11 protein-coding genes and 1 tRNA gene are annotated in these 11805 nt (G+C 69.9%); 5 read left to right on the top strand and 7 right to left on the bottom strand.

Features of this window, described 5'->3' with window-relative positions; translation table 11 throughout:
• Window position 1 precedes the first annotated feature (1 nt).
• Window positions 2–673 (top strand): HAD family hydrolase, encoded by a 672-nt coding sequence (locus M2283_RS09875; RefSeq protein WP_280875749.1) that lies wholly within the window; start codon window positions 2–4, stop codon window positions 671–673.
• A gap of 86 nt (window positions 674–759) precedes the next feature.
• A complete protein-coding gene (locus M2283_RS09870) occupies window positions 760–1257 on the top strand; it encodes a flavin reductase family protein (RefSeq protein WP_280875748.1) in 498 nt (165 codons plus the stop codon).
• Between the two features lie 47 nt (window positions 1258–1304).
• Here the strand turns inward: M2283_RS09870 and M2283_RS09865 are convergent, their stop codons facing one another.
• Entirely contained in the window at window positions 1305–1883 is a 579-nt protein-coding gene (locus tag M2283_RS09865; protein WP_280875747.1) for a CGNR zinc finger domain-containing protein, read from the bottom strand.
• A 198-nt stretch (window positions 1884–2081) separates the two neighbouring features.
• Here M2283_RS09865 and M2283_RS09860 point away from each other — a divergent pair, with 198 nt between their 5' ends.
• Entirely contained in the window at window positions 2082–3353 is a 1272-nt protein-coding gene (locus M2283_RS09860) for an MFS transporter (RefSeq protein ID WP_280875746.1), read from the top strand.
• Window positions 3354–3394: 41 nt separating this feature from the next.
• Here the strand turns inward: M2283_RS09860 and M2283_RS09855 are convergent.
• The 3 genes from M2283_RS09855 to M2283_RS09845 form a co-directional block, all read right to left on the bottom strand.
• Window positions 3395–3468 (bottom strand) — tRNA-Pro (locus M2283_RS09855).
• 41 nt (window positions 3469–3509) lie between these two features.
• Window positions 3510–4289 (bottom strand): Pr6Pr family membrane protein, encoded by a 780-nt coding sequence (locus M2283_RS09850; protein ID WP_280875745.1) that lies wholly within the window; start codon window positions 4287–4289, stop codon window positions 3510–3512.
• Between the two features lie 181 nt (window positions 4290–4470).
• Window positions 4471–5424: a metallophosphoesterase gene (locus M2283_RS09845; protein ID WP_280875744.1), complete on the bottom strand. Its 954-nt coding sequence runs from the start codon at window positions 5422–5424 to the stop codon at window positions 4471–4473.
• A 178-nt stretch (window positions 5425–5602) separates the two neighbouring features.
• Here M2283_RS09845 and M2283_RS09840 point away from each other — a divergent pair, with 178 nt between their 5' ends.
• On the top strand, window positions 5603–6070 hold the full coding sequence (locus M2283_RS09840) for a GatB/YqeY domain-containing protein (protein WP_280875742.1): 468 nt from the start codon (window positions 5603–5605) through the stop codon (window positions 6068–6070).
• A gap of 104 nt (window positions 6071–6174) precedes the next feature.
• Here the strand turns inward: M2283_RS09840 and M2283_RS09835 are convergent, their stop codons facing one another.
• Entirely contained in the window at window positions 6175–8454 is a 2280-nt protein-coding gene (locus M2283_RS09835) for a transglycosylase domain-containing protein (RefSeq protein WP_280875741.1), read from the bottom strand.
• 407 nt (window positions 8455–8861) lie between these two features.
• On the opposite strand from M2283_RS09835, the gene wblA reads away from it, so the two are divergent.
• The gene (gene wblA, locus M2283_RS09830; protein WP_185146089.1) at window positions 8862–9200 is read left to right on the top strand and encodes a transcriptional regulator WblA; all 339 of its coding nucleotides are present in this window, start codon (window positions 8862–8864) and stop codon (window positions 9198–9200) included.
• Between the two features lie 59 nt (window positions 9201–9259).
• Here wblA and M2283_RS09825 read toward each other — a convergent pair whose 3' ends face one another.
• Together M2283_RS09825 and M2283_RS09820 are read right to left on the bottom strand one after the other, a co-directional pair.
• Window positions 9260–10642 (bottom strand): ArsA family ATPase, encoded by a 1383-nt coding sequence (locus M2283_RS09825; protein WP_280875740.1) that lies wholly within the window; start codon window positions 10640–10642, stop codon window positions 9260–9262.
• Window positions 10643–10739: 97 nt separating this feature from the next.
• Window positions 10740–11717, bottom strand: a complete 978-nt coding sequence (locus tag M2283_RS09820) for an ArsA-related P-loop ATPase (protein WP_280875739.1) — start codon at window positions 11715–11717, stop codon at window positions 10740–10742.
• Window positions 11718–11805: the final 88 nt, after the last annotated feature.

Below are 11805 nucleotides of genomic sequence, written 5' to 3'. Positions count from 1 at the left end.
GATGACCACGAGACGCGCCGCGATCTTCGACGTGGACGGAACCCTCGTCGACACCAACCATCTGCACGTCGTCACCTGGTGGGAGGCGTTCAGACAGGGCGGTCACCGCGTTCCCATGCGGGACATCCACCGGGCCGTGGGCCTCGGCGGCGGCGACCTGATCGAGTACCTGCTCGGGAAGGACCGCGATCCCGAGGACGACGAGCGGTTCGTCGCGGCCCACCACGCCCTCTACGCCACGTACTTCGACCGGCTGCCGGCGCTGGACGCGGCGGGCGACCTGCTGCGGGCGCTCGCCGGCCGGGGCTGGACGATCGTCCTGGCGACCTCGGCGAGCGGCGCGGAACTGTCCGCGCTGCGCCGTGCCATCGACGCGGACGACGTCATCCTCGGCGCGGCCAGCGCGGACGACGTCACCGTCGGCAAACCCGCCCCCGACCCCGTCCGCCAGGCCAGGGAACTCGCGGACGTCCCGAGCGAACGCGCCGTGTTCGTCGGCGACACCGTCTGGGACATGAAGGCCGCCGTACGGGACGGAGTGCTCCCGGTGGCGGTACTGTCCGGCGGAATCCCGAGCGAGGACCTGAAGACGGCCGGCGCCCAAGGGGTGTACCGGGACCCGGCCGACCTCCTGGCCGGCCTGGACACGAGCGTGTTCGCCGATCGGGAGTGAGTCGGGTGTGGCCTCTTGAACGGGGGAGCGGGGAGCGGAGAGATGGGAACTGGGAGCCGAGCGATGGGAACGGGGAGTCGAGCAACGTGACCGATCTCGATCCGTTCACCGACCTGCTCGACGGTCCGATGTACGTCGTGACCGCCGAGGCCGCCGGTGAGCGAGCCGGCTGTCTCGTCGGGTTCGGCTCACAGTGCTCGATCCGACCCGCCCGTTTCATGGTCTGGCTGTCCAAGGCGAACCGGACGTTCCGGGTGGCCGAACACGCCGAGCGACTCACGGTCCACCTGCTCCGCCGTGACCAGCACGGGTTGGCCCGCCTCTTCGGCGGCGAGACCGGCGACCGCATCGACAAGTTCACCGGTATCCCATGGCACCCGGGGCCGGGCGGATCTCCCGTCCTCGACGAGGCCCCGGCCTGGTTCGTCGGCCGCGTGGAGAACCGGATCGACGGCGGCGACCACGTGGGTTTCCTTCTGGCTCCGGAAGCGGTGGAGAACCTCGCGGGCGATGACGGAACCGCTCCGCTGTCCCTGACCGACGCGCTCGACCTCGACATCACCCCGGGACACCCCGTGAACTGACCGCCGGGAGTCGCGATCTCGCGACGCGGACGGCGGTCCGGCTTTGGCTACCCCGGCGGCAGCGCGACGGAGCCCGGCCCCGGCCCGCGCTGCGAACGGCGTCGACGGTAGGCGGCGGCGTTGGCCCGCCCGCCGCAGGTCAGCTTGTCGCACCAGCGCCGGCTTCCGGACCGGGAGTGATCGACGAACAACCGGGTGCACTGCGAGTCCGCGCACGCCCGAATACGTCGGTGGTCGGGGCCGCCGAGCAGGACGCACGCCTGGTGGGCGACGGTGGCCAGTACCTGGTCGACGGTGCCGCGCCACACCGCGCGGCCCAGCCCCTCCAACACCGGCGTGACCTGCTCGCCGGCCGCCGTCCTGCTGATGAGGCGCAGGTCCCCGGCGCGGGGCCGCTGCTCCAGCAGATCCGCGGACGCCGTGCGATAGACGGCCTCGCGCAACTCCCGCGTCCGCTCGACATCGGCGTCACCTACACGCCCGGCCACGTCCGCCAGGCCCGCCTGCTCGATCCACGCGGACAGGTCTCGCGGACCGGCCAGCAACTCGACCGGGTAACTGCTGCGCCAGGTCAGCGTCGCGGCCAGGTCCAAGGCCGGATGACCACTGACGAAAGTGAACTCCACCCAAGCAGTGTCGCTCGACCGGGCATACATCGACAAGATCGTGGAATCAGACCCTTAACAGATGACGCTCGTGGACATCGGGACCGGCACCGCACCACGTCCCTCACCGCGCCACGGCCCCCTGATGACGGGCAGGACTTCATGGCCACCCCCGCCTCATCCGCCCCCACGCCAAGCCCCCTCACGGGCCCTGTCGTCGTGCCCACGGCCTGCTATCTCGGCGTTGCCGTACCGGCGCGTCTGGCCGACGAGGGAGCGCGCGTCGCACTCGTTCTGCTGGCCCTGGCGCGGGAGCACAGCGCAAGCCTCGGCGGTCTCCTGGTCGCCGCGCTGATGGTGCCCCACGTGGTCGCGGCTCCCGTGGCAGGCGCCCTCGCCGACCGGGTCCGCCACCGCAGGCTCTTCCACGGCCTGGGCCTGGCGGCTTACGGCACCGGCCTGGCCGCGACCGCTTGGGCGTTGGGCCGTCTCCCCACCGCCCTCGTCCTGCTCCTCGTCCTCGGGGCCGGCTGCTGCGCCCCCTTGGTCACCGGGGGACTCACCAGCCTGCTGGCCGAGTTGCTCCCCGAACGGGCCCTCACCCGCGCCTTCAGCATCGACTCCACCACCTACAACCTCGCGGGCATCCTCGGCCCCGCCCTGGCAGCGATGCTGGCGGCCACGATCGGACCGGGCGCGGCGCTCTTCGTCCTCGGCGCGGCCGCACTGGCGGGTGCTTCTGCCGTGGCCCTGCTGCGCCTGCCGGCCCGCCCTCCCACCAAGCACGGAAGGCGCGCGCTGCGACCCGCCGTCCTCGTGGCCGGCGCCCGCGAAATCGTGAGCAACCCGCCCCTGCGGTCGGTGACCTGGGCCAGCAGCGTCGGTCAGATCGGCATCGGAGCCCTGCCCGTCGTCACCGCCTTGCTGGCCACCGAACGCCACGCCGACTGGGCGGCGGGCGGCCTGATGACGGCCTTCGCCGCCGGAGCGATGGCGGGCTCCCTCACCTACGCCGTCAAACCATGGACCCGTACCCGCCCCGAACGAGTAGTGCTCCTGTGCCTGCCCCTCACCGCGCTCCCCCTGGCCCTGGCCGCATGCGTTTCCGGTACGACACTGACCACAGCACTGTTCGCCATGGCGGGCTGGGCAACCGGCCCTCTGTTCAGCGCCCTGCTCACCGCGCGCGAACGGTACGCTCCCCAACCGCTGCGCACCCAGATCTTCACCCTCGGCGCCGGCCTGAAGAGCACGGCCGCAGCGGCGGGAGCAGCCGGTATCGGCGCCCTGGGCGGACTGGGAGCCGCACCTCTACTGTGCATGGCGGCCACCGCGCAGATCGTGGCGGCCGCCCTTGGCGTCGCCCAGCTGACGCACTCGCCGAGGAGCGCCGGGCGAGCGGGTGGAGGATCTGGCGGCGGCGTCCGAGACGCACAAGATCTTCTCCCGGACTCCTCCCAAGAGGTCTCCAGGAACGACTCAGGGGCCTGATCCACTTTCGCGAATCAAGCCCCTGGCTTGGTACTTCACTGTCGGGGTGGCGGGATTTGAACCCACGACCTCTTCGTCCCGAACGAAGCGCGCTGCCAAGCTGCGCTACACCCCGATGTCGCTGCTGTGCTGCTGGTAGCGGCGACGTCGTTTACTTTAGCCCACCGGTGGCCCGAGACGAAATCCGGTTTTGGTGCGGTGGCGGATGAGGTTCGGGCGGGCGTGGTCGAGGGCGATCAGGACGATGGCGACGGCGTAGATGGCGAGGCCGAGGAGGAGGGCGTTGCCCAGGACGCTCTTGTAGCCGTGGAGGTCGACGTCCAGGAACGGGTAGAGGTAGCGCCCCGGCGTGCCCGGGACGATCAGTTCGCCGCGGCCGAGTGAGAAGGCCAGGTATGCCAGGGGGTACAGCAGCCACGCCGCCGCTTGCCGGAGGTGCAGGCGGCCGGGGGAGGTCATCAGCAGCCAGTCCAGGGCCGCGGCGATCGGCGTCACCGTGTGCAGGATCTGGTTGGTGATCGTCTGCCAGCCGGTCAGGGAACCGCTCGTCATCGAGAACGGGGTCGCCGCGTGCGCCAGGAGCAGGTGGTACACGAGGCCGGTGATGGCGACGTAGAGGAGGGTCGCGCCGGTCAGGGCCGAGGGGAGGGGGCGGCGGGCCGACCAGGCTCGGCGGGCCGAGAGGACGAGGACCAGGGCGAGAAGGATGTTGCTCTGGATCGCGAAGTGGCTCAGGACGCGGACCGGGCTGCCGATCAGCAGGTCCACGGTCACCGCCCCCGCCGCGACCAGGGCGACCAGGAGTCGGTAGACGGCGGTGAGCGGGCGGCGTACAGGGGTCACCACCGCGGTGGCGGGGACGGGGGAGGGCAGCAGCGCGGGTACACCCGGGATCGCGGGGAGGTTCGGGATGTCCCTGGGTATCGGGGCGGTCATGCCCTCACGCTAAGCAGGAGGGACGAAAGGGGCGATACGGGCGGGCTGTGTGGGTTACTTCGTCGGTCGGGACCACGGTCGCAGCCGGAGTCGCGTCGCGGTCATCGGCGTATGCATCCCGCCGTCTCCTGCCCCGCTACCTCAACCCCACCTCCACCCCTATCCCCCCACCTCCATCCCCCTACCTCCGCCCCCGCACCCCCCGCCCCTCGTCCCGCCCCACCAACGTCAACAACGTCACCTCAGGCGGGCACGCGAACCGCACCGGCGTGTACCGGTTCGTGCCGCAGCCCGCAGACACGTGGAGATACGACGTGCGGCCCTCCGCGCGGTGGGTCGACAGGCCCTTGACGCGGTCCGCGTCCAGGTCGCAGTTGGTGACGAGGGCGCCGTAGAAGGGGATGCAGATCTGGCCGCCGTGGGTGTGGCCGGCGAGGATCAGGGGGTAGTCGTCGGCGGTGAAGGAGTCCAGTACGCGGAGATACGGCGCGTGCACCACGCCCATCGAGAAGTCCGCAGTACCGGACGGGCCGCCGGCCACCTCGGCGTAGCGGTCGCGCTTGATGTGCGGGTCGTCCAGGCCGGTCAGCTCGACGGACACGCCCTCGATCTTCAACCGCCCGCGGGTGTTGGTCAGGTTCTGCCAGCCGGCCGCGTCGAAGCCGTCCCGCAGGTCCTCCCACTGGATGTGGATCGCGCCGACGACCGGCGGGTTGCCGTTGAGACCGTGCTGGCCGTTGACCTTCTCCAGCAAGTAGCGGGCGGGGTTGCGGGGTTTGGGGCCGTAGTAGTCGTTGGAGCCGAAGACGTACGCGCCCGGGAACTCCATCAGCGGGCCCAGCGCGTCCAGGACCTCGGGGATGCCCTCCGGGTCGGACAGGTTGTCGCCCGTGTTGATCACGAAGTCGGGGCGCAGGCCGGCCAGGGAGCGCAGCCAGCGCTGTTTCTTGCGCTGGCCGCCGACCATGTGGATGTCGGAGACCTGCAGTACGCGCAGCGGGCGCATCCCGGGCGGCAGGACGGGGACCGTCACCCGTCGCAGTCGGTAGGAGCGGGCCTCGAAGCCCGCCGCGTAGGCCACTCCGGCGGCGCCGGCCGCCACGATTCCCAGGGGTACTCCGTAACGTGCGCGCATACCGCCATCGTGTCAGACCGCACGGACACCGCGTGCCCACGGCCCCTCGACCCCGTGACTCCCCGACTCCGCGACCTCGCTCAAGTCGGCGGGCCCTCCCGCCCCTTGAGCCCCCGCACCCCACCGCCCCTCCAAATCAACGGGCGTCCAGCTCCCCGTACCTGCGACAATCGACGACATGACCACGTCGCTCAAGTCGAAGCTGCAGGAAGACCTCACCGCCGCCGTCAAGGAGCGAGACGAGCTGCGCTCCTCGACGCTCCGGCTGACGCTCGCCGCGATCACCAAGGAGGAGGTTGCGGGCAAGACGAAGCGCGAGCTCTCCGACGACGAGGTGCAGAAGGTGATCGCCAAGGAGGCGAAGAAGCGCCGGGAGGCGGCCGACGCCTTCGCGCAGGGTGGTCGGGCCGAGAGCGCCGAGCGGGAGAAGGCGGAGGGTGTGGTGCTCGCCGAGTACCTGCCCAAGCAGCTCGGCGACGAGGAGCTGGAGCAGATCGTCGCCCAGGCCGTCCAGGAGGCGAAGGCGGCCGGCGCCGAGGGGCCGCGGGCGATGGGCGCCGTCATGAAGATCGTGAACCCGAAGGTGGCGGGCCTGGCCGAGGGCGGCCGCGTCGCCGCGGTGGTCAAGAAGCTGCTCGCCGGCTGAGAGGCCCGCACCACCCGTACGACGAACGGCCCCTTTCCTCGGTACGGAGGAAAGGGGCCGTTCGTCGTACGGATCAGGAACGTCGGTGGACCGTGGCACGGCGCCTAACGGCGCCCCCCGTTCCCGTTCCCGTTGTCGCCCCCGTCCTGCCCCTGGATGAAGCCCTCCGGGATGGAGAAGGACGGCGTCGGGGTGGTGGTGTTGCCCCCGTCGGTGCCGCCGTCGGTCTGGCCGCCGTTGTCGTTGCCCTGGTTGTCGCCGTTGTCACCGTCGTCGTTGCCGTTCCCGTCGCCCCGCTCCTTGGGCGGGTCCGGGATGTTGACGAGGTTGAACTGCTCCACCGGCTTGCCCTCCAGTGCGCCGTTCATCATGTCGCGCCAGATCGGACCGGGCACCTCACCGCCGTACACCTTGTCGTGCGGCACGCCGCCGATGGTGATGCTGGTCATCTTGCGCTTGTGGGCCGGGTCGCCGACCCAGACCGCGGCCGCCATGTTCGGGGTGTAGCCGACGAACCAGGCCGCGTAACGGCTGTCCGTCGTACCGGTCTTACCGGCGCTCGGCCGGCTGCTGAGGCCCGCCTGGGTGCCCGTACCGTCCTCGACCACGCCCTTCAGGAGCGTGCTGACGGTGTCCGCGGTGGTCTCCGACATCGCCCGCGAGCAGGTCGACTTGGGCACCTGGAGCGACTTCTTCTGGTCGCCGACGGTCTGCGTGATCGACTCGATGGCTACCGGCGTGCAGTACATGCCGCGTGAGGCGAAGGTCGCGTAGGCGTTCGCCATCGTCAGCGGGGACATCTCCTGGGTGCCGAGCGCGATGGACGGGGCCTGGTCGATCTTGCCGCCGTTCGCCCGGGCGACGCCCATCTTCTTGGCCATGTCGATGACCGGGCAGATGCCGATGTCGCTGATCAGCTGGACGTAGTAGGTGTTGACCGACTTCGCGGTCGCTTCCTTCATCGAGTACGGGCCGTGCTCCGACTCGTCCTCGTTGGTCAGCTTGGCCGGGTTGTTCGGGTCGGTCTTCCAGGTCTTGTCGTTGCAGATCGAGACCGGGCTCGGGTAGTTCATCTCGTACGGCGACGAGTACTGCTGGGTCGCCGGGGTGCCGCCCTCTATGGCGGCGGCGGCCACGATCGGCTTGAACGTCGAACCGGGCTGGTAGCCGGCGCCGCCGCCCATGCTCTGGTTCACCGAGAGGTTGATCGTGGTCTGGTGGTCCTTGGTGTCGATGCCGTACGGCCGTGACTGGCCCATCGCCAGGATCTTGCCGGTGCCGGGCTGGACGATGGTGGCCGCGGTGGCCACGTCGTCCATCCGGTACACGTGCTCCTTGATGGACGCCTGGGCCGCTTGCTGCGACTGCGGGTCCATCGTCGTACGGATCGTCAGACCGCCCTGGTTCCAGATCTTCGCGCGGGCTTCGCTGGTCTTGCCGAAGACCGGGTCGTTGAGGAAGACCTCGCGCACGTAGTCGCAGAAGAAGCCGGCGCCCTTGACGGCGGTGATGCAGCCGTTCTTGGGCTGGCTGACCTTCAGGCCCAGCGGCGCCTTCTTGGCCTTGTCGGCCTCCGCCTTGGAGACGTCGCCGACCTCGGCCATGCGCTGCAGCACGGTGTTGCGGCGCTTGGTGGCCTCCGCCTCGTCGTTCACCGGGTCGTAGCGGGTGGGCGACTGGACGATGCCGGCCAGCAGCGCTGACTCCTGGAGGTTCAGGTCCTTGGCGTGCTTGGAGAAGTAGCGCTGGGCGGCGGCGTCGACGCCGTAGGCCTGCTCGCCGAAGAACGTGATGTTCAGGTAGTTCTCGAGGATCTTCTTCTTGCCCAGTTCCTCTTCGACCTGGATCGCGTACTTCAGTTCCTTGATCTTGCGGCCGAGGGTCTGCTGGGTGGCCTGCGCGACCTTCGTCGGGTCGTCGCCGGCCTCCTCCACGAAGACGTTCTTCACGTACTGCTGGGTGAGCGTGGAGGCGCCCTCGGCGACCCCGCTGCTCTGCACGTTCTTGTTGAGGGCGCGGAGGACGCCCTTCAGGTCGACCGCGCCGTGCTGGTAGAAGCGCGAGTCCTCGATCGCGACGATCGCCTTCTGCATGTACGGCGACACGCTCTTGAGGTCCACCACCGTGCGGTCACGGGAGTAGACGGTCGCGATCTGGCCGCCGTCGGCGTCGAGGATCGTCGTGCGCTGGCTCAGCGGCGGGGTCTTCAGATTGGCCGGGAGCTCGTCGAAGCTCTCCACCGAACCCTTCGCCGCGAGTCCGAGCGCACCGAAGGCAGGCAGCGCGATGCCGGCCAGGACGGCTCCCGCGAGGACACTGACACCGAGGAACTTGGCGGCCTGCTGTGTTGGGGACAGACCACCGCCCGAGCGCTTCTTTGGCATGGGGGCAGCCTACGTTCTCATTCGCCGGACACGCGTATATGCCTTGGCCTAAGCTGCTCTCAACTGTCACAGCAGTAGGTCCACGTATCAATACGTCCGGCGACCCCGAATCGTTCCGGATGTTCCCCAACTTTCTGGTGGGGGCGTGTCCGAATCCGCCTCGTGTGTCACCAGGTGCCCGTTGTGACTCAGCTGAACTGTCCCGGTTTGCCGGGAAGGTCACGCATGTCGCCAGCTCACTCCCCCGGGTGATCTGCCGCTTACGCATAGTCCGTTCGGGCCATTCAAGATTGGGCCCGAAGGGGGTGTTGCGCTGTGCCCACCTTCCGTAACGTCCTCAACTGGCAGCGGTGAATATGCCGCTGCCGCCGTGGGGGAGCCTCGATTCGGGAGAGGACGGCGCCGGTATGGGCTGGGTAACCGACTGGAGTGCGCAGGCCGCCTGCCGCACTACCGATCCGGATGAACTGTTTGTCCAAGGAGCAGCGCAGAACAGGGCCAAGGCGGTGTGCACCGGATGTCCGGTACGCACCGAGTGCCTGGCCGATGCGCTCGACAACCGCGTCGAGTTCGGCGTGTGGGGAGGCATGACGGAGCGGGAACGCCGCGCACTGCTGCGCCGGCGGCCGACCGTCACCTCGTGGCGCAGGCTGCTGGAGACGGCTCGTATCGAGTACGAGCGCGGCGTCGGCATCCTGCCGCTCGACGACGATGAGATCTACGAGAACTACGCGGCGGTGAGCTGAGGCGACCCCTCGGCACCTCGTCGTAAGGGCACCACGCCTCAACAGCCGCTACCGTCGGCTCAGTTGCCGTCGGTCTCGGGCAGCTCCGGCCGGTTGGCCGCGAGCCGGTCACCGATGTCCCGCAGACCCACGAGGTCGTGCACGTCGCCGGGCAGCGCGGCCACCTCCGTCACCGCCACCTCGGGGTGGCGAGCCGTGAAGCGGTCACGTGTGCGCTGCTCGCGGGAGAGCACGTGCATACGATCGGCGTGCAGCCTCAACAGGCCCGCGGTGAGCCGGTCGACGCTCTGGTCCTCCTGATCCGGACCGGGGGAGCCGGGCTCGGACGCGGTGGACCCGTCAGGTGCGCCGTCGGCGGTGTCACGGGCCGTGGATGCGAGAGATTCTGAACTGCCGTACGTGTCGGGAGAGTTACGAAGACCAGCTTTCCCGCCGTGCTGATCGACAATGCGGGGCTCCACAAGATTTTCCGCGGCGCCGAGCGCGCGCTCGGCCGACAGCCGGTCGGCGCCGCTGCCGTGGACCCGGTTGAGCACCAGACCGGCCAGCGGCATGTCCTCGGCCGCCAGCCGCTCCACGAAGTACGCGGCCTCGCGCAGCGCGTCCCGCTCGGGCGCCGCGACCACCAGGAACGCCGTCCCGGGCGCCTGCAGCAACTTGTACGTGGCGTCCGCGCGCGTGCGGAAGCCGCCGAACATCGAGTCCATCGCCGCCACGAACGTCTGCACGTCCTTGAGCAGTTGCCCGCCTAGCAGCTTGCCCAGGGCGCCGGTCATCATCGACATGCCGACGTTGAGGAACTTCATCCCCGCGCGCCCGCCCACCTTGGCGGGCGCGAGCAGCAGACGGATCAACTTGCCGTCCAGGAAGGAGCCGAGCCGCTTGGGGGCGTCCAGGAAGTCGAGCGCCGAGCGGGAGGGCGGGGTGTCGACGACGATCAGGTCCCACTCCTCCTTCGCCCGCAGCTGCCCGAGCTTCTCCATCGCCATGTACTCCTGCGTGCCCGCGAAGCCCGCCGAGAGCGACTGGTAGAAGGGGTTCGACAGGATCGCGGCGGCCCGCTCGGGATCCGCGTGCGCCTCGACGATCTCGTCGAAGGTGCGCTTCATGTCCAGCATCATCGCGTGCAGTTCGCCGCCGCCGCCGGAGTCCTCGAGGCCCTTCACCCGGCGCGGGATGTTGTCCAGCGAGTCGATGCCCATGGACTGGGCGAGGCGGCGTGCCGGGTCGATGGTCAGGACGACGACCTTGCGCCCGCGCTCGGCGGCCCGCAGCCCCAGCGCCGCCGCGGTGGTGGTCTTCCCCACCCCGCCCGAGCCGCAGCACACCATGATCCGCGTCTTCGGGTCGTCGAGCAGCGGGTCGATGTCGAGCACGCGCGCGGGGGAGAGGCGGTGGCGCGCGCTCTCCTGGGCGTTGGCCTTGGCCGCCTCCGGGCTCATGACATCCCCTGCTTCCCCTGGTTCAGCTGCTTCCGACTCGTGCTCCGGCCCACGCACCGACTCCTGCCCTGGCCCGTGTGCCCACTCGTGTTCCGGCTCATGACAGGCCCTGCCGGCGCAGCTCCCTGGCCAGCCCGTACAGCCCGCCGAGGTCCATGCCCTCGGCGAGCAGCGGCAGTTCGTGCAGCGGCAGGCCCAACTCGGCCAGGACCGACCGCTGTTCCTCCTCCAGCGCGTACCGCTCGGCGTACTCCTCCGCCTCCGCGAGCAGCGGGTCCACCAGCTTCTCCGCGTTCCCCCCGCGTCGCGCCCCGCCGAGGCCGGCGGCGGACAGGGACTTCGCGAGGGCGGTACGGGGCGTGCTGCGGACGAGTTCCAGATCTGCCGCGTCCAACACCTCAGGGCGCACCATGTTCACCATGATCCGGCCCACCGGCAGCCGCGCGGCGCGCAGTTCGGAGATTCCGTCGGCGGTCTCCTGGACGGGCATCTCCTCCAGGAGCGTCACCAGGTGCACGGCCGTCTCCTTGGACTTCAGCACCCGCATCACGGCCTGCGCCTGATTGTGTATCGGGCCGATCTTCGCGAGGCCCGCGACCTCGTCGTTGACGTTCAGGAAGCGGGTGATGCGGCCGGTGGGCGGCGCGTCCATGACGACGTAGTCGTACGCGAAGCGCCCGCTCTTGTCCTTGCGCCGCACCGCCTCGCACGCCTTGCCGGTCAGCAGGACGTCCCTGAGACCGGGCGCGATGGTGGTCGCGAAGTCGATCGCGCCGAGCTTCTTCAGGGCCCGTCCGGCGCCCCCGAGTTTGTAGAACATCTGGAGGTAGTCCAGAAGGGCCAGCTCGGGGTCGATGGCGAGCGCGTACACCTCCCCGCCACCCGGAGCGACCGCGATCTTCCGCTCCTCATAGGGCAGCGCATCGGTCTCGAAGAGCTGCGCGATGCCCTGGCGGCCCTCGACCTCGACGAGAAGCGTCCGCTTCCCCTCGGTCGCGAGGGCCAGCGCGAGTGCGGCGGCGACCGTCGTCTTGCCGGTCCCGCCCTTGCCGCTGACGACCTGGAGCCTGCTCACGTCTTCGAGCCTAACCAGTCTGTGCGCAAGCTACGCGGCAGCCTGTGGACAACGTGGCGACGGTCGGCCCCTGAGCCGTCCGGACCAG

It is taken from the genome of Streptomyces pseudovenezuelae, assembly GCF_029892565.1.
Lineage (GTDB): Bacteria > Actinomycetota > Actinomycetes > Streptomycetales > Streptomycetaceae > Streptomyces > Streptomyces pseudovenezuelae_A.
Note: the sequence above shows the minus strand (reverse complement) of the source record. Positions and strands in the feature narration are given on the sequence as shown.

Excerpts from the sequence above, each read along its gene's own strand:
- M2283_RS09875 (WP_280875749.1), top strand. The coding sequence starts at position 2 with ATGACCACGAGACGCGCCGCGATCTTCGACGTGGACGGAACCCTCGTC.
- M2283_RS09850 (WP_280875745.1), bottom strand. The coding sequence starts at position 4,289 with ATGACCGCCCCGATACCCAGGGACATCCCGAACCTCCCCGCGATCCCG.
- M2283_RS09845 (WP_280875744.1), bottom strand. The coding sequence starts at position 5,424 with ATGCGCGCACGTTACGGAGTACCCCTGGGAATCGTGGCGGCCGGCGCC.
- M2283_RS09840 (WP_280875742.1), top strand. The coding sequence starts at position 5,603 with ATGACCACGTCGCTCAAGTCGAAGCTGCAGGAAGACCTCACCGCCGCC.
- M2283_RS09835 (WP_280875741.1), bottom strand. The coding sequence starts at position 8,454 with ATGCCAAAGAAGCGCTCGGGCGGTGGTCTGTCCCCAACACAGCAGGCC.
- wblA (WP_185146089.1), top strand. The coding sequence starts at position 8,862 with ATGGGCTGGGTAACCGACTGGAGTGCGCAGGCCGCCTGCCGCACTACC.
- M2283_RS09825 (WP_280875740.1), bottom strand. The coding sequence starts at position 10,642 with ATGAGCCCGGAGGCGGCCAAGGCCAACGCCCAGGAGAGCGCGCGCCAC.